Origin of the sequence: Aurantibacter sp. (assembly GCF_039941195.1) — a bacterium.
GTDB lineage: Bacteria > Bacteroidota > Bacteroidia > Flavobacteriales > Flavobacteriaceae > Aurantibacter_A.
On sequence record NZ_JBDVFA010000027.1, the window covers coordinates 65529 to 88821 of the forward strand.

Sequence of the window (23293 nt, forward strand, 5' to 3'; positions counted from 1 at the left end):
GAATTGAAATGCTGTGTCCTTAACTTTTAAATTACTTTTTGCTTTCTATTGGGCATGTATTTAGCCCGAAAATTGTATATAAAGGGCAGAAACTTATTACACTAGTAAAGATGAAGATTACTGATGCTAATAATAAGACAAGGCCTAATGTTCCAGTAATTATATTAGTGAAATAGAGTACTCCTATTATTGCGGCTAGAATTATTCTAACTATTCTATCTGTTTTACCCATGTTTTTTTTCATCATGTTTAAATTTAAATTAAGAATTGATTTTTTCAATGATAAAAACAATGCCATAAAGCATACCAACACATAGTATACAAACTGCCAGAAGTTTTAGAATTTTAATTTTCATCATCGATGTTTATGATGCCAATTTCAGTATAAGTAATTTCCTGTGCAGTGACCTAGGTCACATATCGTCTAATAGTACAATTCCATCATTATTTTGTATAAGTGCTCCTCCCTGTTCCAGTTTTTTAATAACTCTACTAATTACTTCTCTTGCCGTGCCTAAATCATTAGCAATTTGGCCATGGGTGAGCTTCAGCGTAGAATTATTGGTTAAAATGGACTTTTGTTTTAAATAATCTAGAAGTCGCTTATCCATTTTATCAATTAATATATGTTGAATAGTGTCTAGAAGCTCAGAGTACCTTAGATCATATTGGGCATAGAATAATTAATTTAAATCGGGAAATTCTTTAGGCCAATTCGGTAGTTTATTAGTTGGTATTAATAGTATTTTTGAATCTTCTTCCGTAGAGGCACATACCTTACTTGGCATATTCTTAAGTGCTGCTGAAAAAGACATTACACAGCTCTGTTTCGGTTCTAGATAGTACAGTAATAATTCTTTTTCTTTAAATTTTGAAAATACTTTAACCAAACCATTTATTACTATGGGTAGCACTTTCACATATTGTTCTTCTTTTAGTATTTGCGTGTTTTTTGGAAAGTCTTGTATGGAAGAATGTTTAAGAATTTCATCGATTAATTCCTTGCTAAAAAAAGAAAGTTGTTCTCTAATTGTTTCCATACAATAGAATTTTAAATAAGAATGTAATATGCTTAATTTTCAGCTAAATAATGGAAAATAAGACGATAGATGTTAATATTTCCTGTAATTAATTACCAATCATATGAAGAGCTAGTTGCTGTTAGCTTCTGAATTGAGGGTAGGGGTTGGGTCATTTTCTTTTATACGTTGTCTACAAAACCTTTCTATTTTTAATAAATTTTCTACCCCAGAAATATGCAATATTTCAGGAATAAATTTATCGGGGCCATTCTTTTTTGATCTCATTTTACCTCTACGCATTTCTAATGAAATGTTTTTTTTGTTTATGTTTAATTCTGTATTCCCTGTAAATTGCTCCCAGTCAAAATATTTAATAGTCCCATTACGATAGTTTATTAAACGTGTTTCCGTTCCTACAAAAAAACCTCCTTTTTTAGTAAGCATAATTATTCCCCAAACAAGCATTCCTAAGCCAATTGCCATAAAAAGCAATAATAACAATGAAGGTACAATCATTGGTTCTAAGTTGTCTAAACTAGCTGTAGTAGGAATATCATTGGACTCAAAGTGAACTTCTTCTCCTTTAAATAATGGACTAAAAAATGCATAAGCACCAATTGATGGTAATGCCAACCAAAAAAGTGCAAATAGAATTATGCCATAAGAGAGTGCTTTAGGTTGATTTCTTTTTGCATAAACCGCAAAGTCTAATTCCTCATTCCCTATAATAGTTTGTAAATCTTTTGGAAGTTGCGATTTATTCATAGGGTTAATTCTATTGTGTTATTGAAAAACATGTCGTATTAAAACGAAGTCAAACTTTCTTTTAGTATTGAAAACTTACATGACGCAACGATTAAATATTTCGTTTAGCTCTTTTTCTGGGTCATTAGTTAAACCAGGATGGGTTTGAGAGCTTTGTATTATAGTACTTCTACAGGCCGTAAGCCATCGATATCTGTCTGGTAATTCTAATTTACCTATTGGACCACCAGAAGGATTTCCATCACAAATTAATTTCCAAGCATTTAAATACTCATTTAATAATTCTAATTCAATATCAGGGGAAAAGGCCTTTAACTTAGTTGGATTAATATGGAATTTAATATCTAGAAATTTTTTGCGTTTGGAAAAAAGAATTACGCCAACATTAAAAAATTCTTCGCGTTCTACTTTGGGGACAACCCTAATTATTGCATATTCAAACGTGTGTTTATCTTGCATCTTCTGCTTCTTTAACTAGTAACGTTATCATATCGAATTTGGCATTAATAAATGCTATGTACGCCTCCCTTATTTCAGTTGTGCTTAAATCATCGGCTTCATCAATTAGCCAATCTTCAGGAATGTTCGCTATTATTTCAACTATCTTATCCGTAGTTATTAATTGTTGTATTTCTGATGCAGCTTCTTCTAATTTACTCGCTTGAGGTAATAGTACATGATCTTTTATAAAAGGAAAAGTTCTGTTAAGATGGTTTTTCCATTCTTTCCAATTGTGATGAAAATAAAAACTTGCCCCGTTATCGATAACCCATAATTCGTTATTCCATTGTAGCAAGTTTGTGTTTTTGGCGGTACGATCTATATTACTGATAAGACTATCTAAAACTACTATTTTAGAAGCGGTAATAGCATCAACCTTCGATACTAAAGGGTCAAAAGTTATGGATCCCGATAAATAATGTAAGCCAAGATTTAATCCAACACTAAATTTCAATAAATCTTGAATCTCCTCATCTGGCTCCGTTTTACTGAAAGAATCATCAAGGTTCATAAAAACTAGTTCCGGTACTTTTAAACCCATTGCTCGAGCAAGTTCACCGCCAATAAATTCAGCTATTAAAGCTTTTTTACCTTGCCCAGCTCCTCTAAATTTTAAAACATATAAAAATCCATCATCAGCTTTTACTATAGCCGGGAGCGAACCTCCTTCTCTAAGCGGACTTATATATTGTACTACTGATACAGTGCGAATTTCAATTTTATTCATAAAGACTATGGATAGAAACTTATTACTCGTATTTCTGTGTATAAAAGTAAATCTATTTTGTGAGATAGTTTTAAAGGTTTTAAATCAGGTAAAATGCAGTAAAAGCTTGTTTTTTTTTTCGTTTAAAAATTGAATTATTAAAAGTGATCCTAACCTAAAATTGTTGAAAACATGAGCTAAAATTATTAAGAATCTATAATTTTAAAATAACATTTTAACTTAATTAGTATATTTTTACCCCTGTAAATCAAATGATTGTAAAATTATCATACAGACAGGTCTGTTGTTTATAGTTGTGTTATCTTATTAATATGAGTAAACTAAAAGTTAAAGAGAAAATCCTGACTGCTGCGTCGGAGTTGTTTTATTTTGATGGGTATAATCAGACAGGAGTTAATAAGATTTTAGAAAAGGCTCAGGTTTCAAAAGATAGTATGTATAGGCATTTTGGTTCTAAAGAAGCAATTGCAGTAGCTTACTTAGAGAAAAAGCAGAAAACATTGATGATAGATCTGAATGAGAAACTATCTAGCCATAAATCTGGACCTGAAAAAGTGTTGGGTTTGTTCGATTATTTGATTGAATGGCTTGGTGAAGTTGATTACAGGGGATGCGGATTTCAAAATATTATTACAGACATACCCAATGACCAAGACGCTATTAAAGAGGCAGTTCGTAATTCTAAAAATGAAGTCCATGAGTTTGTTTACAAGCAACTTAAAAATTCAACTCAAATGAAAGTCACAGCCAAAGAATCCAGTGAGGAAGTTATGGTACTTATTGAAGGTGCCTTAATATTATCTCAAATTCAAAAAGATACCTGGCCAATTGTTGCGGCTAAAAAGGCCTGTGTGAAAGTTTTGGAAAAATAACTACTTGTAGTAAGTAAAAAAGCTACAATAGTAATCTATAGAATTTTTGAATTGCCTTTATTCTACCGTTGGTGCAGTACTTGGACCAACTGTTGCATCCTTAAACCAAACTTCTGCGTAACAGCCATTTGCGTATTGTTTAGCAATATCACCACCGTAAGTTTCGGATCCAGTGCTCCACACTATATTGTCTTCTGGTTTTTTGCCATTTGTTTGATTATAAGCGCCTTGTTTAAAATACTGTATTTCACCAGCATATGCTGTATCTATTTCTGTGCCATCGCGGCCTATAGAGGCATATAGGTTCCAAATTTGTTCAGGAATATCTGCTTTGGTTGCGAAATCTGATTTTAATAGGTTTTTCGTGAATTTTACTGTCTCATGTCCTTCACTAGTAAAAGTAAGATACATTATTCCTTTATGTACATTTACTTCATAACTGAATTCTTCTCCAATTTCAATTCCATCTTCTGGTTCTTCTGGGTAGGAAGTTGGACTTTTTCCAACAACAGACATGTCATAGCCCCAAACTGCAGATGAATAATCCCATCTTTTTGAATTATCACCTGCTGTATTAATTTCATAATTCCAAAATACGGAACCCTTCTTATGGCCAGGGAATTTTTTATAAAAGATTTTCAAGGGTTCATTTTCGTTTCCTTCGTCACTATGTATTTGACCAACAACCACAGAATATGAAGCTGCAACTCTTGCATCGGCCGAGGTAGAAACATGCATTACTTTTAGCGTTCCAGTTAACTTTCCACCAACTTCAGGTATCCAATGTTCTTTTTGTCCCAGTTCTGTTCTGGTATTACTTGAAGTACGTGATGTAATACCAGAATTAGGTGTTTTATAAACTACCCAATCTGTTTTACCATCAGTATCGACATAAAAGAAATCATCTTTTTTATATTTTACTAGTTTATCTGTTTTAGTGCCGTCACCTAAAAGAATTTTCCATTGTTCCATAAACGAAATAACATCGCTAGGATACTTCGTTGCAAGAGTGTCGTTTTCTATGGACTTTTCAGTTGATTTTTTTTCTGTATTAAAACAACTACTTAGTGTTAGCGAAAGACCAACTAATACTAAAGTAGCTACTAGGATTGGACGATATTTAATGGTCATTTTGAGGTGTTTATGTTTATAATTAGCTGCAATGTAAACATTCTATACTAGATGATTTTATATCTAAAAAAAAATCATCGTATAAAAATGTTACTTTCTATACGATGATTACTATAAAGATATTAGTTTTTATGCGATTGCCTTGTTGTAGTATTTTTTGCGTAGCCAGAATGATACGCGCACTAATAAAATTAAGGCAGGTACCTCAACCAAGGGCCCAATTACCCCTGCAAATGCTTGTCCCGAATTTAGACCAAATACGGCAATTGCCACAGCAATAGCCAATTCAAAATTGTTTCCTGCTGCCGTAAAAGCTACGGCTGCTGTTTTATCATATGCTGCTCCCATGGCTTTGGTAAAGAAAAAGCCAATAATAAACATGAGACTGAAATAGATGAGTAAAGGAACAGCAATAATTAATACATCCATAGGTATTTCCACTATTAATTCTCCTTTCAGTGAGAACATAACAACAATTGTAAATAATAATGCGATTAATGTTAATGGTGAAATCGTTGGAATGAATTTTTTAGTATACCATTCTTCTCCTTTAAGTTTTACTAAAATTAATCGACTTAGAATGCCTAGTAAGAATGGAATTCCTAAATAGATTGCTACACTTTCTGCAATTGTTCCTATTGATATATCTACGATAGCTCCTTCAAACCCAAAGTAGGGAGGAAGTACTGTTATAAATAACCATGCATAAAAACTGTAGGCAAATACTTGAAAAATACTATTTAAGGCAACTAATCCTGCTCCGTATTCACTGCTTCCTTCTGCTAGGTCGTTCCATACCAATACCATGGCAATGCAACGTGCTAGGCCTATTAAAATTAACCCAACCATATATTCGGGATAATCGCGTAAAAAAGTAATTGCCAAAATAAACATTAGAACGGGACCAATAACCCAATTTAGTAACAGAGAAATTGAAAGTATTTTAGTGTTTTTGAAAACTTTAGGTAAGAGCGCATAGTTAACTTTTGCTAAGGGAGGATACATCATTACTATTAATCCAATAGCGATAGGAATGTTAGTGCTACCACTACTAAACGAATTTATTAGATTTGGAATCGTTGGAATAAAGTAACCAAGTACTACACCAATAGCCATGGCTACAAAAATCCATAGGGTGAGGTTTTTATCCAGAAAACTGAGTTTTTTTATTGCCATTTTATAAACTAATTTGAGAGAAAACGAAGAATAATTCAGTTGCAATTTGAATGCTTCGCTCATTATATTTTTCTGCTTGCTGTGGAGTATTGTCAAATGCTTTAGGATCTTCAAAAGTGATTGGAATTCGCTTTTCTGCTCCCGCAATAAAAGGACAACCACCATCAGCTTGCGAGCAAGTCATTATAGCGGCAAATTCGGATTTTGGATTAAATTCGTCATCTAGTTTTTTAGAGAATCCGATAATGGGATGTTCGTTTTCAGCATATTTAATACTGTAAATTGGATTTTGATCTTCCGATATTTTCCTAATCCGAAAACCTGAATTTTGCAATGTTTCTGCAGCCATTGGAAAAAGAGCTGTTGCCTCCGTTCCACCAGAGTAGCATGTTACATTGTTCACTTTAAAATGATTTGCCATGGTTTGTGCCCAAACTTGTGATAAGTGACTTCTTCGCGAATTGTGCGTACATATAAAGTTGATTCTTATTTCCTTATTTTTACTTGCTTTAGATTGAATAAAATCTATTAATGGTTTTAATACAGCTTTGCGTTCTACTGAAATATTTTCAGGCTTTAATTCCTGAATTAATGCTGATATTCCAGTGAATAAGCTTGATTCTGTTCTAGTCATTTTTATAATATTCTAAAGATTAATTAGCAACAACCGCCACCAGGAGTACAACTTGTTTCATTACTTAAATCAGCAAATTTTAATTTTGGCTTTTCAGCTGGTACACCGCACTGATCTTTAGCTAAGCAATCTGTTTGTTTTGTAGTTAAGAGAAAATGAGTACCATCAAAATCAAGGCCGAATTTTCCAATAGTATCTTCTTGGTATTCTACTTCAATTTCTAAATCTGTTATTCCTAAAACTTTTTCTGAAAGTTCAATAATATGAACTAATTTTTCTGGATGTAAGCGATGATCATAATCATTTGCATTCCACAGTTGAAAGTTTACCACTTCTTCATTTCTTACGGTACCGCCACAATCAATAAAATGTTTTGTGATTTTACCAACTTCGGTTACATGAAAATGGTTAGGTACTAATTCTCCGTTTGGTAATTGAAATGAAATTGTGTCTAATTGACTTAGTTTGCTTTTTATTTCTGATAATTTCATAATTGTATTTGTTTATTGCGATTATGCGATTAATGTTGTAAAATTTTTTTTAACAGCAATTGGATTTGTTAGAAATATCCTGATTTAAAAATTCAGACATGGTTTCTTTCATTGCTCTCCAATTCTTTGTGTCGATACAGTAACAAACACTTGTACCTTCAACATTGCCTTTTATAAGGCCTAAATTTTTCAACTCTTTTAAATGTTGTGATATTGTGGGTTGGGCAAGTCCTATTTCATTCACCAAATCACCACAAACACAATTATCTAGTTTAAATAAGTGTTGCAAAATAGCAACACGTGCCGGATGCCCAAATACTTTTGCAAACAAGGATATCTTGTTTTGCTGGTCTGTAAACATTTCAGTTTTTGCTAAACCCATATTAGTTTAATATGTTCATTGCAATATTACGATTAATATAACCAAGTACCAAATTTATTTATTGTGATAATGAAATAATTAAATGAAAAGCATTTAAAATATGGTCGTTTACAACCTTAACATTTCAAGGGTTTGCAGTTCTTTTATTTAACCAGCAAGGTTTTTAATCCATTTTCAAGTTCGTAAACAGATTTAACTTCTATAGGGCTTAAGGCTTTATCAAAAACTGAAAGTTCATCCATTAAGCCAACATAACTAAGACCTAACATAATTTTTGCATTTTTCACTTCCCAAGTAAAGGGGTCATTAACATCTTTTACAGATCCTTGTAACTGACCGTCAAGATATAATTTAACAACAGATTTATTCGTGTTTATTTCTGAATAGGCAATAACAATATGCGTCCATTTTTCACTTTTAAATGGGGGGTTGTGAACCGTAACTGTTCGTTGTTGAACTTTAGTATCATCATTTTTATTTTCAGGATTCCATACATCTAAATCTCCTAAAACACCTAATCTAAATGTTCTAGGGGAGTCTTTCGTGAAATCTACCCATAATGCAGCATCATTATATCTTACATCTGTAATATTAATTGGGTCGCAAAAACCGGGTTCTAAATCTTTTGCAGGGTCTAGTTGTAGCCAAAAGGAAACTGTGCCACTCCATGAATTAGGACTATATCCTACATTCTTCGTTGCCTTATAAAATATGGCCGATGTGTTTTTCTTTTTAAAATGTAATGCATCTCCTGTAAGCCCTTTTCCTTTAGCCAAAACTACATCTGGATTGTGAAGGCCTGGTTTTGCAGAAGCTGATTTTTCGTAGTTTTCGGCAGTGTAAATTTGTGCGTCACCAACAGCTATATTAGCGTTGGTATTTCCGTCAAACGAGCTATAAAATAGCACGTGATCTATTAATTTTTCATCTTGAGAAAACAAAATACTTGTTGCGAAAAAAAATAGGAATCCAACTTTTAATGACGACATGTTTTTTTAAATTTTTAGCTTGGTCGGATATTATTTAAAAGCTTACAAAGGTTCATTTCTTTTTTAGTGTTTGGAACTATAGTTAATCAGAAAGGTTAAAATCTGTTTATAATGTATATTTAAGTGAAATCTGTTCGTTGTAAATAATAGTTCAATTTGGTTATTAATCTTGATATGCTCCTGATGAATAGGTTAATTCATAACTGTGAGTGTATATTTCAAATACAATTCCGAAAGGGTCCTCTACATAAACCATTTTGTAAGGCTTTTCATTTGGATAATATTCTCGAATAGGCATGCGCTGCTTTCCTCCGTTTTCAACTATTTTGTTTGTTAGATTTTTAATATCTGGATCTTGTACGCAAAAATGAAAAAGTCCCGTATTGAATGGATTAAATTCTGGCTTCTCTTTTATACCATGTGGAAAAGAAAATAGTTCAATACCAATACCATCTGATGTAGACATATGAGCAATTTCAAAATACTCCCACGCTTCTCCAAAAACATCAATACACATTTGCCCAATAGCGGTATCGCTCTCTTTATAGACTTTTGATGGTTTCATTATTACGTACCAACCCATAACTTTTTCATAGAAACTAACAGCTTTATGTATATCTGGTACTGTAATTCCAATATGTGAAAATGATCTGGGGTAATTTTCAGTATTTCTCATAAAATTTTATTTAAAATTCAAAATTATTCTAATTTAGCTATATGGGCAATAACTAACCAAAAAGTAGTATAGTTACCTAAAGGAGTAAAATATTGATTAATAATTATTTATATTTTAAATTTTGATTAAAAATAATAGTTGTCCGTTAAATTATACAATGAGTTTAATAGGTACAAAGTGGAAGCCGTTAATTTTGTTTCATTTATTGGAAGGTGCTATGCGCTCTGGAATGTTGCAGAAAAAGATTCCTGGTATTTCAAATAAAATGTTCACTCAAACCGTACGAGAGCTTGAAAAAGATGGTCTCTTAACTAGAAAAGTTTTTCCAGTAGTACCACCTAAGGTAGAGTACAGTTTAAGTTCTAGAGGAAAATCGTTGGAGGTAGTTTTGCGGAGTTTAGATCAATGGGGTTTAGAAGATTTTCAAAGGTAATACTATTAGAGAAGTGTTGTCCATATTTAATTTTACCTTTTCAATAACTAAACTATACTTGTTTTTCAGACAAGTTATTTAATACTTGAATAGCAGTACTTCTATCTTTTTTATGAACAAAAATATGGTCGTGATAATATCCTGCAATCACATTACAGCTAATATTGTTTTTAGTTAATTCAGCAGAAAATAAAGCCGTTAAGCCTACGGCATCTAATGATGAATGAATAGTAAGTGTAATCCATGACGCTATAAAGTCGTAACTTAAATTTAGTTGGTCTGCTTTACTTTTTTCAATGATTACGGTTGTTCCTTCCTTTTCTTTGAATTCGCAAATAGTATCTTTTCTATTAACTATAGCTATATCCTCTAACGTAGTAAAAACATATTCTCCATCATTTAACTGTGGAGTCATATTTTTTATTAATTCAGAAAGATTTATTTCTCCAGCCATTTGGTTTAATAAATTGTTCCAAAATGTTTCATCTAAATGCCAGTATACTATTTAAATATTTAATGGAATAGTGAATTTGAATTTACTTCCTTCACCTACAATACTCTCGGCCCAAATGGTACCTTTTAATTTATTAACAAACTCTTTACATAGTACTAAACCAAATCCAAAACCTTTTTCTCTTGCTGTTCCCATAGTTGTGTTATTTGATGCAATTTCAAATAGCGAATCAATTTTTTCTTGATTCATTCCAACTCCATTATCAGAAACAGAAACTTCAATTAAATCGTCTTTTGAAATTACACCGACTGCTATTTCACCATCTATGCGTGTAAATTTTATAGCGTTCGAAATTAAATTTCTAAGAACAGTTTTTAGAATATTTTCATCCGTATGTAATTCAGTGTTTATTAAATTATTACTATACAGTTTAATGTTCTTTGCTTTTGCTATAGATTTTTGATGTGCAATAGTGTCGAGAATAACATCAGCTATTGAAAAATTTGTTGGCCTAACCAGTAACTCCCCAGTTTGTGAACGCGCCCAATGTAAAAGATTGTCCAATAAAACCAGCGTTTTATTTGCTGTAGTATTTATTAACGAAATTATTTCTTCAGCCTCTTTTCTGTCCGGATCATTCAAGTCAATCATGTTTGAAAGCGCTTTTACATTGCTAATCGGCCCTCGCAAATCATGCGCTATTATTGAAAATAATTTATCTTTTGTAGCATTAAGTTTTCGAAAATTGGCTTCGCTTTCAGCTAATGCCATTTCCGCCTTTTTACGTTCTGTAATATCTCGTATTACTCCAACTAAAGACTTCTCGCCATTAGCATTGATATATCGCGACTTTCTTGTAGAAATAATACGCGTATCTTTTCCTTCCAACGTTAGCGTCTCTTCATTTATGTTTTCAATGCCATCGGCTAGCACCTGATTGTCAATTTTTAAAAAACTTTCCCGTTCGTTAGCAGGTACATTTTCAGCAAGGGTTTTACCAATTATTTCGTTTCTTGGTAAATTAAACATTTTGGAAAAAGCATTATTAACCATTACTAACTCGCTTTTGTCATTTTTTACAAAAACGGAATCACCCATAGTGTTTAGAAGTGTTTGAGTATATTTTTCACTTTCCTCTACCTCATCTTTTACGGTTTGTAACTCTAATTCTTCTTCTTTAGTTAATGAAGTATGTGATAGTAGAAACTCATTTTGCTTTTTTAATTTTGCAATCTGATTTATTAGTCCCTGGCGTGATTGTTTAAACTTCATTTTATAAAGTTCGGATAATCAGGGGAATAAATGAGTAAATTTATAATTGGGGCTTTATTTTTATGAATTTTTTATTTTTTTTCTTAATAAGTTGAATATTATTTAATAATTCGTAGCAAATATTAAATTTAATGGTTATAAAGGCTAATAGGATTACAAATTTTGTAGGCGTATTCCCTTGGTGTACTGGTTTAAAATGATAGACAATTGAAAAATCGATGTCCTATCAATAGTTTATTAAGGCCTAATGGAGTCTTTCTTTTTAATTAGAAAGTGTGTATTATTATGGGTTTGTAGACCATAAGGCGGCACTCTTAAGCATTGCTCTTCGCGGTAGTTTTAAACCTGCTACTATTAATTCTGCAAAATCTTCTGGTTGCAAAACACTGTCTTGTGAGTCCTTTTTAGCAAAACCCAAATCAATGGTCATATCAGATTCTATTGTGCTAGGTGTTAAGGTATTTACCCTAATATTATTTTTTCGTACTTCTTTCATTAGGGATTCTGACATTCCAATAACAGCAAATTTTGAGGCTGAATATGCTGATACATTTGCATTTCCGGTTAAGCCAGCAGTAGAGGATACATTAATTATATCACCTGAATTTTGGCGCAACAGATATGGTAAAACTTCTTTAGTTACATAGTACATACCCATTACATTGGTTTGTATAATTTCAGTCCATTGGCTAACCTCCATTTCATTAAAAGAACCAACAGCAGCAATACCTGCATTATTAACTAAAATGTCTATAGACCCAAAAGTTTCAACAATAGTTTTTATGCTCTTTTGTACCTCTTCATAGTTGCCTACATCAAAAACAGCATAAATTGCCAACACTCCAAACGCTTGTAATTCTGAAACAGTTTCCTTTAGAACTTTTTCGTTCCTACCAGTAATGGCGACGGCTATGCCTTCTTTAGCAAATGCTAATGCCGTTGCTTTTCCTAATCCTCTACCGCCACCAGTTATAATTGCTTTTTTATTTTTTAATGGGCTCATTTGTTTTAATTTTTAATTGGTTGTGGTCCAATAATCCATAACAAATACATCTGCTATTATCGGACCTACTTTGCTTACTAGGTCTAAGTGTGCTTTATGGAAAAGGTAAATTTCCCTACCGTGTTCGTCATCAAAAGTTAAGGTAAAGGTATGTGTAAAGTCTTTACTAGCACCTTCTTCGCTATCATTTATTCCCCATTCAATATAAGTTATTTCAGGGATTTCATTTTTTAGGTTAACAAAGGCTTCTTCTGCTTCTTTAATTTGTTGTTTTGTAGCATCGGCTTTGTATCTTAAATTGACAATGTGCCGAAGTACTTTTCCATTTCGATTAATTTTAGGGGAAACTTCATAGGATACAATCTTTTTTAAATCAAACTGATTGGAACCTGCTATTAAAAAGTTCTTTTCATCAATTTTATGAGATTTTAATCCGTAGTAAATAGAATATCCTGTTTCTAAATAGCTTGTAGGTTTCAGCATGCCTTCTTTGTTAATATTTAGTAGCTGTATGCTGGCGTGGTCTCGTGTGCCAACTGCTAAAACAGCTTGCGTGTCGCTTGCAGATACTACTTCTATTCGCGTTTGACCAGCGAGTTTGGTGTCATCATTATCTTTTAAAACAAAGTGTGGAATCAATGCTCCTTTCTTATTCACTTTAAATACACTTACACCGTCACCATGATATGTGAAGTTTTTTCTTTTTATGAAATTGGTAGTAGGGTCATAATATTTATGATGGCGGTGGCCAACAATTACATAGTTTGTGTCACCAAAAGTTACTCCGGTAACGGGATAAGCTCCTGTTAAATAACTATCCGTATCATTATCACTTATATTATTAATGTTTTTGAACTTTCCATTATCATAAACCCTAAAACTACTAACACCATTATCTTGAAATCCGCCTGTGTATAAAAATGTTTTACCATTTATTTTTGTAGTATACATGCCTATGATTCCATCAGTATGTATATTGTCATCATCCTTCATAGATTGTACATGAGTTAACTTTCCATCGCTCTGTATTTTAAAACAACTTAAACCTGGAGTCTCTTCTAAACCTCCCACAAATAAATAGGAGGAGTTTTTCATATGAATTACTTGTAAGGTAATTGCGGTGCCAAGATGGGTTGTATCGGTGTCTTCTACTAAAGAAACCCGTTCAAGACTGCCGGTATTTAAAATCTTGAAAGTTTCAATTACGTTACCATATTTATTAGCTACAAAGAGAAAATCTGTACCATTAATGTTGTCAGCAACCATACCTCTGGCGGGTCCTTTTTGCATGTGTAATTCATGATTGCTAATGGGTGTAAGAATACCATCTTTGTCCAAACTATATGCATCAATATTTCCTACGCCTCCAGCATAAACATAATGAGCGCCATTTTTTTCATAGCTAGTAACCGAAACTGTATTATCTCCAGATATGTTCTTAAAACCTTTTCTGTACAGCATTAAATCATCCGAAACTTGAGCCATACAAATACCAGATAGAAAGAAAATAAATGTTAGAAGATTAGCTTTTATCCTGTTCATGTTCTTAAGATTTTATAATTGATTCTGCTCCAACAATGGCAATTGCGCGGTCTTGTTCTATGGTTCCACCGCTAACACCAATTGCACCTATAATCTTACCCTCTTTATTTTTGATAGGAACTCCACCGGGAAAAGTAATTAGACCGTTGTTGGAATGCTCAATATTATAAATAATACCTCCCGGTTGGGTTAGTTCGCCCAATTCCCCAGTATCCATATTAAAATATCGCGCTGTTTTGGCTTTTTTGATAGCAACATCAATGCTTCCTAAATACGATTCATCCATCCGTATAAATGCCTTAAGATTGGCTCCAGCATCTACTACGGCAATGTTTACTAAAACATTTGTGGTTTCTGCGTTTTTCTTGGCGGCTAAAAGTGCGGTAAATGCTTCATTGTGCGTTATGTCATTGGTTAATTGGGCATTTGCAGTATAAGCCATTAACATTAGTGTAAGTAACGCAAGCCTATTTTTTATCTGTGCTTGTAATTCCATAAATCTCTTTTATAGTTTGATATTGCAAAAATTATAAACTACATCGAGAAAATAGTTGAACAAGTTCAACTTCAATACATTTTTAGGATAGCTTTTTTATTTTACTCAAAAACTCGTGTGTAATACCTAAGTAGCTCGATGTTTGTCGGTCTGTGAGTTTGGAAGCAATTTCCGGGTAGTTTGTAATAAAGTGAACATAACGTTCTTTTGCAGTTAAACTATGATTTCTTATAATTCTACGCTGCCATGCAACAATAGATTTTTGAAACATAATTCGAAACAGTTTTTCGGCATTCGGAATTGTATTGTATAAGCTTAACTTATTTTTTTGAGTAATTATAAGAACCTCACTATCTTCCAAAGCCTGCATGTTTAATTCTGATGGTTTGTGGTTCATAAAACTATCAATGTCCATTAACCACCAATCTTTAGCTGCAAAATATAGTGTGTTTTCATTGCCTTTTTTATCAATAGTAAAAATCCTAAAACAGCCTTTTGTAACAAAGCCCTCAAATTTACAGATTTGCCCTTGTTCTAATAAAAATTCCTTTTTTGAAATAGCCTTGGTATGGAAGAATTTGCAGAATTCTTCTTGTTCACTTTTAGAGAATTTGGCGTTTTTATTTATATGTTTTAATAGTAACTCGTGAATCATTACTTACTTTGTGCTAAAGATGGTAAAAATATATCCTGCATAATAGCAAATGGAACTTTGTCTTCTTGCGAATTGTAGACACTTCCCGTAAAAACAGCTACCAATTCTAGTTCTGGGAAAATCATAATATATTGACCGCCATTTCCAGTGGCTACTTTTGAAATGATATGGTTATTCTTTACTTTAAAAGGGATATTCCACCAAAAATAACCATAATCAATACCCGTTATTTTAGTTTTTGGGGTAGTGGCTTCCTCAACCCAATTTTCCGAAATAATCTGATTGCCTTTCCAACTTCCTTTGTTCAGTATTAATTGACCAATTTTTGCCATGTCTCGCGAAGTCATATACAACCGTTTACCAGAAGAAATAATTTTTTTGTTGGTCGTATGCCCCCAATTGATATTGGTGATTTGTAAAGGGTTAAACAAATACTTTTGGGCGAATTCAGCTATAGTAATTCCGGAAGCCTGACTAATTATTTCGGCAATTAAAATGGCACCCATGGAACAATAATTTGATACAGATCCTGGTTCATTAATTACCGGTAAGTCTAGCGTATATTGCAGCCAATCTTTTTTCTTGTACACCTTATCTTCTTGTCCTTTTGAGCTTTTGTTCCAATCGTTGCAATCGAGTCCGCTGGACATTGTCAATAGTTGCTTAATTGTGATTTCAGATTTTCTGTTATCTAAATTTTTAAGTGGAGTAGGACTTTTTAAATATTTAAAAATGGGGTCGTTTACATTTTCAATAAACCCTTTGTCTATTGCAATGCCCATTAGAATTGATCGTATACTTTTTGTTGTAGAACGAAGATCATGTGGTAGGTTCGTTGCTGCTCCGTTAAAATACTCTTCAATAATTAGCTCCCCATTTTTAATTAATAAAACGCTGTGGAGTTTGTTGTCTTTATTTAGGGCTTTATTAAATAAAGTATGAATTAATGTAGTATCAACGTGTTTTGCTAATAAGCTGTTGGTCTTCCATCCATCGTTAAGGTCGCTAGGTTGCGAATAACTATACTTTTCTTGGCCGTAACAAAATGCGTTAGTTATAAGCGCTATAACTATAGAAATAGTGAGGTTTTTCATGGTATAGAATAACGGCTGAATTATGATTTGTTGTCATATATTTTATGAAGAATAATTTAGCCGATTCTAAAGATAGCCAATTGCACTCTTTTCCATAGCGATATTTAACACGCTTTTAATTGATATACGTAATATTACGCTGCTATTATTCTTGTTTCAAAAACCTTAGTGGAAGTATACGTCTGGCAATGCTATCTATACAAAACTAATACCGTGATTTGCGCAAATTTCAGCTACCTTTTCAAAATCTGGTGGACCGGCAGGTAGTTCAGCTAACTCACCAAACATAACTTCAATTCCAGATGGAAAAGCAGAGCACATCATTTGGGCATTTTCGGTTCCAACCACTGTCCAAGCATGTGGTATGTTCTTAGGAGCAAATGCCATATCTCCTGCTTTTAAAACTGTTGCTATCCCGTCGACCATAATTTCAACCTGACCCTTAATAACTCGGAATATTTCGTCTTCCTTTGTATGAATGTGTGGTGGAATACCAACTCCGGGTTCAACATTAGAAACCCATTCTAATATTTGATTGTCCGTGTCTGACCCTACAAGTTTGTGCGTTTGTATGTCGCCAATTACATTTAAAACATTGCCTTCAGCATTGGTGATTATTTTTGGGTCATTGGTGCTAACAATTTCAGTGTTTTCATTAGATGATTGACATTTTGCTAACGTTGGAAATAGTGTTATGCCTATTCCTAATCCCGATGTTTTGATAAATTGTTTTCTATCCATGATTAAATTTTACTGCAATTTAAATGGATAACGGTCGGGCTACAATGTGAAAAACTCGGTAAAAACTGCGATAATAGAAGTTTTTAGTTTTTACGTAATGCTGAAGGCGTATAACCTGTATGGGTTTTGAAAAAGTAACTGAAATAATCTGGAGTTGAAAATCCTAAATCAAAACTTATTTCTTTTATGGTTTTGTCTGAAAATTTTAAATCATGGCGCGACCGCATAAGTAATTGCTCAATAATAATACTTTTAGAACCTACGTAAAGGACTTCTTGAACACATTCGTTTAAGTATTTAGGTGTAATGTTCAATAAATTGGCATACTCAGCTACTTCATGATATTCCGTTACATGTTGGTCCACTAACTTTTTAAACTTGTAGACCATATTCGATTTAGAATTATTTTTCGAAGCGATAGATTTAATATTGCATTGTCCGTCGCAGTACACAAAAAATGTATTCAATAAAGATAATATTGCTTCCTCTTTATGATTTAGCTCCGACCCTATAAGTTCGTCAATCATCTCAAGAATAGCTTGCGTTCTTTTTTCAATACCCGGACTTAATTTAAATAAGGGGATTTCGCCTGAATTGAATAGTCGTACTTTGTTAATATGAAGATTACTTAAAATAGGATTATTTAAAACTTCGTTAGTCAAGTGTAGAACATAACCCGATGAGAAGTTCGATTTTTCCCTATGAATGTTCCAATGGTACTTAGAATCAAGAAAAAAAATAGAATTTGATACATTTTCGTAAAATTCATTATCTATTTCAATGCTACTTACCTGATCTTTTATCCAGCAAACAGCAAAATCATCATTGCTAACCTTAGTAGTTTTTTCGTTTACTATTTGTGTTATGTTAATAGAATTTATATTCATCCATGCTAACTTTTAATTACGGGGGGACGAAATAGAAAATTATAATCTGTATTGGAATTTAAATTTAGCACATATCAGCCTATTATTAAAGGAAAAAGAAAAATGAACTTAAACGACTTTAATGTGTAGCCATAGTATCACTCCAAGGTATTCTGTTTTCAAGTTGTTTTTGAATAGCTTCTGCAGATTTAAGAGCTCTTGTATTACGTGCAACATTTCCAGACATATCAATGGAATCCGTTTTGAGATTGCCAAGCATTTCAGTTAATAAGTTGTATTCCTTAATATCGTTTTTACGTTCATCGTTCCAATTATTAATCTGAAGTACAATTTCACCAATAGCGTATTACAAATACTTTCCAGGTTTTCCTTCCGAAAGTAAGTTTTGCCTAATTTTTCTAAAGAATTTTATCATTGGTTAGTGGTTAGTGGTTAATCTAATGAAGCACAACGCAGCGCTATGGGCAATTCGTCATTTTTTATGGAAGAATAGTAAAAGCCAACTTAATAGCACCAAGTAATTATTTTTATTCGGTATAGCACTAGTACTTTTAACTAAAACACTTACTCTTTTTTTTCGAAACGCTTTCTTAAATTTTCTCCATATTCAATAAAAGCGCCATCGAAAAATTGTTTGTTTGGACTTTTTAACAACGCCCCAAAACCTGGTGATAGGATCATTCCATTTACCAATGACTTTCTGGATTCCCAATTTTTTTTACTTAACATTTTGTTTTCGTTCTGCAAAAATAAATTCTCAACATGCCGAATTTCCGCAGCAAATAAGTGAAAACCATGATTATGTTCATCTTCCGATAAGGCATCTGGATTCTCTCTAAAAGTTGAAATTATTCTTGATGATTCTTGGGTAGCACCTAAACTTAAAAGTATATTAATATCTAAAGCAGCAATCTCATGAAACGTCGATGCTTGTGTAGCTTTTGTATTGGCCTTAATTTGTAATCCTACAAAAACCAGCGAAATAACGACAGCTATAGCAGATATGATTTCAGCAATTAAAGCGTATTCTTCAAGTATTTCTTTCATAATTATCCTGTATTTAGTTATTTAAATTTCTTTAAATGTTCATTTTGTCGCGTTTAGTTAGTGGAATCGGAACATTTTCATCTTTTAAAACAAATATTAATCAGAAAAACTACCGACGGAATTTACCAATTAAAAACTAGCCAAGGCCATTAAATATACAGGGCTTAACTTTAATTTCTTCTAATTCGTTTCAAATTTATTTAAGTGAGCTACCATTCCATTTTTCATAATAAATAAAGATGTAATTTCATTTAAACTATCTCTTACAAACTCTCCTTTAAGGTAAATATCAGTCTGACCAAATATCTTATCTGTTGTTTCAAAATAGAAATAATCCATATCTTCAAGATCTCCATTCGTTACGCCTACTAAACCATTGTCTTTTATCTGAATTTTATAGTTTAAATCTGGAATTGGACCATTGTACCCCTCGAACTTTACAACTTTAAAATCACCCACATATTCATGTAGTTGTGCTGTGGTTAGATGCACTAAATTATGTGGTATAAAATCGGGAAGCGTTTCATCACTTTCAATAAGGGCATTAATTTGTTTGTATGCATTAATTGCATTTTCTCTAAATAGTGTAACATTATATGCCAAGTGTACCCAGCCAGCATTTTGGTATAGATATACATCATTTTTATAATAAGGGTCATTCAGGAAAAAATTAATCATCTCATCTTCTAATTGAGGCCGATCTAATCTGTAATACCAATCTTTACTTTTGGCTAACTCGTCCCTCACTCTATCTGTAATAAAGTCCATTCGATTATCGAACTTGTCTATTTCGTATTTGTTATAAATATATATCTCGTGTAATGGCTCAATAACTGCTTTCAGTTTTTTTGGTACATTATCAATATTTTCTATGAGGTTAGTATATCCATTAGCATGAATTTTCATATGAAAAGCGTTCATAATAGCATATCTTAAAGCATTTCGATTTTCATTTTTATAATCATCAAAGGTTAGTTTATCTGTTTGTATTAAGTTGATGATTGAATCTTTTGTTTTATAATAGGCAATTAGTTCGTCCGATTTTTGAATATCCAGTCCTAAATCATTTTGTATTTCTTTTAAAATAGAAACAATTTTATTTTCGGTTTTTCGCTGTTCGTTTTTATTATTTATTTGAAGCGCGATAAGAATACCAATAATAACAAGCACAATTTCTCCAATTGCATAAAGTAGGTATTTGCTGAACTTATTTTCTGAGAGTAGTCGTTGTCTTATGTGTCTAAAGAACTTAATCATGTTTAAGGGTTTTAAATCTTCCGCAAGCGGCTAACGCTACCAAATGTCTTACGGATATTCGATTTTGCTTTGCAAAATCATGTTTTGATACGCTAAAGAATTTTATCATTTGGTGAGTGGTTTGGTTATAGCGGTGCTCAACGGTTTTGCTATAATTTTGTTGTGGAATGGACCTGAGTACTTGCCACTTAAAAATTAGATTATTTAATGTTAATTGTTTTGCTTTAATTAGATGGAAACAATAAATCATAGCTGGGGTCGTACGTTCGTTATTTTTTCATTTCTTTATTAATAAGAATTTTAATTTCTTCCATATCAGATAGAATTTTCTTAAATCTTATAAGGCTTCCTTTTTCCGATTCAATCTTCATAAATTGATGCCTTTCTACCATAATAAGAAGCTCGATTAAGTTTTTTTCATCAAATACATATTCCAATAGTTTGGGTTGATTTTGTATGTTTTTAAATGCAAATTCTACGCTCCCATATCTGTTAGCAGCCGTTGAACCCGCTTTAGCAGCTTCATCATTATTGTATTTAGAAAAGTTTTCTGTTTCTTCTTTATATTTATCTAAACGGATTAATTGTTCTCTAATGGTTGGTGGTATTAATTTGATGTCACCCGTAATTTGTAATGTATGTATGGTGTTAGATTTGAATTGAACATTAAATAATCGCCAATCTAAATTGTTAGCTTGAGAAATTATTTGGAATATTGGCAAGTTTGGTTGATTATAAATTTCTTTGTAGGCTTTAAATTTTACCATATTAGAATCTATGGCTAAAGATGTATTCTCTATATATGTTTTGTCGTTCTTAAAATCTTGTAATAATTGTTTATAATAAACCTGCCTTACATTTTCAGTTTTCCGTTCATCATTGAGGTTGTTTAATTGTAGGGCTATTAAAATACCAATAACAACAAGCACAATTTCGCCAATTGCATATTTAAAATATTCTCCAATCTTTCTCTCTGAAAGTAGATTTTTCCTTTTTCGTCTGAAGAATTTAATCATTTGGTTAATAGTTGGTTATAATGAAGTATATAGCTGACTAGTAAGCGATTTTGAAGCAATCCTTTAATACTGGGCAAAACTGTTTTATCAGCGGTATTTTGACTATACATGCTATACTACTTATTTTCTCAGTATTTCATTGAGATATATTGAACGATATTTTTCTGGATATTCAACCTGTACACCGGGCGTTCCATTTTCAAATAAAAACCATTTTTTAGTGGGCGCAATAATTGAATCAAAATACATCTTTGCTACAGACGTTTCAGTAAAATGGTCATTGTCTCCATGCAGTATGTAAACGGGCACTTTCAATTCGGGAATATCACGCATTAGATTCATATCGATAGTAGTAGGTTGTAAAATCTTAGCAGCAGGATAGTAAGTTTCCGGACTATTGATCATATCTGTAAATTTTTCGCTAAACGTTAACCCATTATCTAAAAACATACTTTTAATAAAATTAAAATCGGTATCTAATTTTATCGGTGCATACTTCATTACAATCTGCCGTTCTATTTCAAAGGCTTCGAATACTGTATTTTTTGAGTTTTCAACATAAGGCGGTTTTCCAATTTGTTTTAATTGATTGATTGCAATGGTGTCATTGTGCTTTTGAGATTCAGACATGGCAAATTCATAAGATAATTCTTCTGAAAGTGATAGATTCGCCATCAGCCCACTACCAATATAGGCGTGATATAATTCTGGCTGCTTTTGAACCATATATGCTGCTACCGCTGTTCCCCATGATAAACCTTCGATGTAAATCTTATCTTTTTTGAAAGTCTGTTTTAAGTGATTCGATAGTTCTAAACCATCATTTACAATTTGTTTTAAGGTAATGGACGAATCAGGAATGCTGTCATTATAGGCTAGTCCGGAGCCTCTTTGATCCCAATAACAAACCGTAAATAAATCTTCTAAATCAATTCCTGATAGTTTATAAATTACAGGTAAAATGGGTGCCCCTGGTCCGCCGTGAACTATTAACAACACAGGGTTGTTTTTGTCTTTTCCTCGAATAGTAATTCGTTGGGGTACTCCATTTATGGTCATATCCTCGTGCATAGCAATACTATTCGGAAGCACATTACCCTTCTCATCTAAAAAAGGTTCTTCTTCTCCAAAACTATTGATTCTGATGATTATTAATACAACGAATACAAACCCAATAAGTGCTCCTAATAAAATCAGAAACCACTTACCTATTTTCTTTAAAATTGTCATTAATCCTTACTTAGTTGGTTGGCTTTTTTTAGTACGGTCAACAAGGACTATATTTATCTATTACCACTATTTTGCAATAGCAATGCATAGCGTACTTCGTACGTATAGCTGTTTTGTTACTAAAATGTAGGGGGAATGTGCATTATAAATGCAATTGCAATATAAAACTATTTTTTGGAGAATTTAACAGTAGGTGTAATTGACTTTTGTGTGTTTTTTTTTATGCAAAAGCAAGCTATCTTTATTTGATTTTGAAACGCCTCCCGAGGCTTCGGAATATAAATGTTGGCGGACTTTTAAAATACGCGCAAGCTTTTAATTAAGTACAATTTATCTTATTTGGTTATATCCATTGCAGTACCTACATTATTTCGCTAGTTCTTGCTCAATCTCCGTAAGTATGGTTTCTATTTCCGTTTTTATACGACCAAAAAACAGCGGTCCATTTGTAGCCTTAGCTAACAATTGATAACCCAATAGGTAATTTTCAAATTCAACAGATTCGAACATCTGCTTGTTATCTAGCTTTTCGGAAATCGACACGTGCTCAAAATCCATAAATCCTATATCCATCACTATTTTTCGTATACTTCCCTTTTCATAAAGAATAGTACGTAATTTTTTATCTGTGAATTCTACATCATTTAATTGATTGTTTATAAAATCCAATGAACTATCAAAATAGGCCAAGTTTTGTCGTAAATTTTTATTTAAAATGATATTAAGTTTACCTGAACTAATGATGTCATTTAAAACTCCTGTTGCCGGAGTATAGTTGATTTCACTGCCGACAATAGGGG

30 protein-coding genes are annotated in these 23293 nt (G+C 32.5%); 2 read left to right on the top strand and 28 right to left on the bottom strand.

Annotated elements, in window-relative coordinates; translation table 11 throughout:
* Positions 1–31 precede the first annotated feature (31 nt).
* From ABJF52_RS05040 to ABJF52_RS05065, 6 genes are all read right to left on the bottom strand, one after another.
* Positions 32–298, bottom strand: coding sequence for a DUF2892 domain-containing protein (locus ABJF52_RS05040; protein ID WP_348147192.1), 267 nt, complete (start codon positions 296–298; stop codon positions 32–34).
* A 115-nt stretch (positions 299–413) separates the two neighbouring features.
* The gene (locus ABJF52_RS05045; RefSeq protein ID WP_348147195.1) at positions 414–611 is read right to left on the bottom strand and encodes a helix-turn-helix domain-containing protein; all 198 of its coding nucleotides are present in this window, start codon (positions 609–611) and stop codon (positions 414–416) included.
* Positions 612–683: 72 nt separating this feature from the next.
* The gene (locus tag ABJF52_RS05050; protein WP_348147198.1) at positions 684–1040 is read right to left on the bottom strand and encodes a hypothetical protein; all 357 of its coding nucleotides are present in this window, start codon (positions 1038–1040) and stop codon (positions 684–686) included.
* A gap of 111 nt (positions 1041–1151) precedes the next feature.
* Positions 1152–1787, bottom strand: coding sequence for a hypothetical protein (locus tag ABJF52_RS05055; RefSeq protein WP_348147200.1), 636 nt, complete (start codon positions 1785–1787; stop codon positions 1152–1154).
* A 75-nt stretch (positions 1788–1862) separates the two neighbouring features.
* Complete coding sequence (locus ABJF52_RS05060) at positions 1863–2246, bottom strand: DUF3037 domain-containing protein (RefSeq protein WP_348147203.1); 384 nt, start codon at positions 2244–2246, stop codon at positions 1863–1865.
* The gene (locus ABJF52_RS05065) at positions 2236–3015 is read right to left on the bottom strand and encodes a HipA family kinase (RefSeq protein ID WP_348147206.1); all 780 of its coding nucleotides are present in this window, start codon (positions 3013–3015) and stop codon (positions 2236–2238) included. The genes ABJF52_RS05060 and ABJF52_RS05065 overlap by 11 nt, the downstream gene beginning before the upstream one ends.
* 311 nt (positions 3016–3326) lie before the next feature.
* Between ABJF52_RS05065 and ABJF52_RS05070 the strand changes: the two genes are divergently transcribed.
* Complete coding sequence (locus ABJF52_RS05070; RefSeq protein ID WP_348147209.1) at positions 3327–3887, top strand: TetR/AcrR family transcriptional regulator; 561 nt, start codon at positions 3327–3329, stop codon at positions 3885–3887.
* Between the two features lie 57 nt (positions 3888–3944).
* On the opposite strand, the gene ABJF52_RS05075 is transcribed toward ABJF52_RS05070, so the two are convergent.
* The 7 genes from ABJF52_RS05075 to ABJF52_RS05105 all read right to left on the bottom strand — a co-directional run bounded on the left by ABJF52_RS05075 (position 3945) and on the right by ABJF52_RS05105 (position 9366).
* On the bottom strand, positions 3945–5018 hold the full coding sequence (locus tag ABJF52_RS05075) for a polysaccharide lyase family 7 protein (RefSeq protein ID WP_348147212.1): 1074 nt from the start codon (positions 5016–5018) through the stop codon (positions 3945–3947).
* A 129-nt stretch (positions 5019–5147) separates the two neighbouring features.
* On the bottom strand, positions 5148–6194 hold the full coding sequence (arsB, locus tag ABJF52_RS05080; protein ID WP_348147215.1) for an ACR3 family arsenite efflux transporter: 1047 nt from the start codon (positions 6192–6194) through the stop codon (positions 5148–5150).
* A 1-nt stretch (position 6195) separates the two neighbouring features.
* Complete coding sequence (locus ABJF52_RS05085) at positions 6196–6828, bottom strand: protein-tyrosine-phosphatase (protein WP_348147218.1); 633 nt, start codon at positions 6826–6828, stop codon at positions 6196–6198.
* A gap of 23 nt (positions 6829–6851) precedes the next feature.
* Complete coding sequence (locus ABJF52_RS05090; protein WP_348147220.1) at positions 6852–7319, bottom strand: DUF6428 family protein; 468 nt, start codon at positions 7317–7319, stop codon at positions 6852–6854.
* Positions 7320–7368: 49 nt separating this feature from the next.
* The gene (locus ABJF52_RS05095) at positions 7369–7701 is read right to left on the bottom strand and encodes a metalloregulator ArsR/SmtB family transcription factor (RefSeq protein ID WP_348147223.1); all 333 of its coding nucleotides are present in this window, start codon (positions 7699–7701) and stop codon (positions 7369–7371) included.
* A 143-nt stretch (positions 7702–7844) separates the two neighbouring features.
* A complete protein-coding gene (locus tag ABJF52_RS05100; protein ID WP_348147226.1) occupies positions 7845–8690 on the bottom strand; it encodes a LamG-like jellyroll fold domain-containing protein in 846 nt (281 codons plus the stop codon).
* Positions 8691–8853: 163 nt separating this feature from the next.
* Positions 8854–9366, bottom strand: a complete 513-nt coding sequence (locus tag ABJF52_RS05105; protein ID WP_348147229.1) for a lactoylglutathione lyase family protein — start codon at positions 9364–9366, stop codon at positions 8854–8856.
* Between the two features lie 157 nt (positions 9367–9523).
* Here ABJF52_RS05105 and ABJF52_RS05110 point away from each other — a divergent pair, with 157 nt between their 5' ends.
* Positions 9524–9799, top strand: coding sequence for a helix-turn-helix domain-containing protein (locus ABJF52_RS05110; protein WP_348147232.1), 276 nt, complete (start codon positions 9524–9526; stop codon positions 9797–9799).
* A 52-nt stretch (positions 9800–9851) separates the two neighbouring features.
* Here the strand turns inward: ABJF52_RS05110 and ABJF52_RS05115 are convergent, their stop codons facing one another.
* The 15 genes from ABJF52_RS05115 to ABJF52_RS05185 all read right to left on the bottom strand — a co-directional run.
* Positions 9852–10253: an ACT domain-containing protein gene (locus tag ABJF52_RS05115; protein ID WP_348147234.1), complete on the bottom strand. Its 402-nt coding sequence runs from the start codon at positions 10251–10253 to the stop codon at positions 9852–9854.
* 51 nt (positions 10254–10304) lie between these two features.
* Entirely contained in the window at positions 10305–11525 is a 1221-nt protein-coding gene (locus ABJF52_RS05120) for a PAS domain-containing sensor histidine kinase (RefSeq protein WP_348147237.1), read from the bottom strand.
* Between the two features lie 283 nt (positions 11526–11808).
* A complete protein-coding gene (locus ABJF52_RS05125; protein ID WP_348147240.1) occupies positions 11809–12528 on the bottom strand; it encodes a 3-ketoacyl-ACP reductase in 720 nt (239 codons plus the stop codon).
* Positions 12529–12540: 12 nt separating this feature from the next.
* On the bottom strand, positions 12541–14070 hold the full coding sequence (locus ABJF52_RS05130) for a Dabb family protein (protein ID WP_348147243.1): 1530 nt from the start codon (positions 14068–14070) through the stop codon (positions 12541–12543).
* A 4-nt stretch (positions 14071–14074) separates the two neighbouring features.
* Positions 14075–14566, bottom strand: coding sequence for a heme-binding protein (locus ABJF52_RS05135; protein ID WP_348147246.1), 492 nt, complete (start codon positions 14564–14566; stop codon positions 14075–14077).
* Positions 14567–14648: 82 nt separating this feature from the next.
* The gene (locus ABJF52_RS05140; protein ID WP_348147249.1) at positions 14649–15221 is read right to left on the bottom strand and encodes a Crp/Fnr family transcriptional regulator; all 573 of its coding nucleotides are present in this window, start codon (positions 15219–15221) and stop codon (positions 14649–14651) included.
* A complete protein-coding gene (locus ABJF52_RS05145; protein ID WP_348147252.1) occupies positions 15221–16315 on the bottom strand; it encodes a serine hydrolase in 1095 nt (364 codons plus the stop codon). Before ABJF52_RS05145 ends, ABJF52_RS05140 begins: the two co-directional genes overlap by 1 nt.
* A 195-nt stretch (positions 16316–16510) precedes the next feature.
* On the bottom strand, positions 16511–17056 hold the full coding sequence (locus ABJF52_RS05150) for a cupin domain-containing protein (protein ID WP_348147255.1): 546 nt from the start codon (positions 17054–17056) through the stop codon (positions 16511–16513).
* A gap of 83 nt (positions 17057–17139) precedes the next feature.
* Positions 17140–17943 carry a helix-turn-helix domain-containing protein gene (locus tag ABJF52_RS05155; RefSeq protein ID WP_348147258.1) on the bottom strand — a complete coding sequence of 268 codons (804 nt, stop codon included), beginning with the start codon at positions 17941–17943 and terminating at the stop codon, positions 17140–17142.
* Positions 17944–18061: 118 nt separating this feature from the next.
* A complete protein-coding gene (locus ABJF52_RS05160) occupies positions 18062–18202 on the bottom strand; it encodes a hypothetical protein (protein ID WP_348147261.1) in 141 nt (46 codons plus the stop codon).
* Positions 18203–18507: 305 nt separating this feature from the next.
* Positions 18508–18990 (bottom strand): hypothetical protein, encoded by a 483-nt coding sequence (locus ABJF52_RS05165; RefSeq protein WP_348147264.1) that lies wholly within the window; start codon positions 18988–18990, stop codon positions 18508–18510.
* A gap of 180 nt (positions 18991–19170) precedes the next feature.
* A complete protein-coding gene (locus ABJF52_RS05170) occupies positions 19171–20247 on the bottom strand; it encodes a DUF6090 family protein (RefSeq protein ID WP_348147266.1) in 1077 nt (358 codons plus the stop codon).
* Positions 20248–20516: 269 nt separating this feature from the next.
* The gene (locus ABJF52_RS05175; RefSeq protein ID WP_348147269.1) at positions 20517–21263 is read right to left on the bottom strand and encodes a DUF6090 family protein; all 747 of its coding nucleotides are present in this window, start codon (positions 21261–21263) and stop codon (positions 20517–20519) included.
* 120 nt (positions 21264–21383) lie between these two features.
* On the bottom strand, positions 21384–22493 hold the full coding sequence (locus ABJF52_RS05180) for an alpha/beta hydrolase (protein WP_348147272.1): 1110 nt from the start codon (positions 22491–22493) through the stop codon (positions 21384–21386).
* Between the two features lie 366 nt (positions 22494–22859).
* Positions 22860–23293: hypothetical protein (locus ABJF52_RS05185; RefSeq protein WP_348147275.1), on the bottom strand; the 434-nt coding region annotated here is incomplete at its 5' end.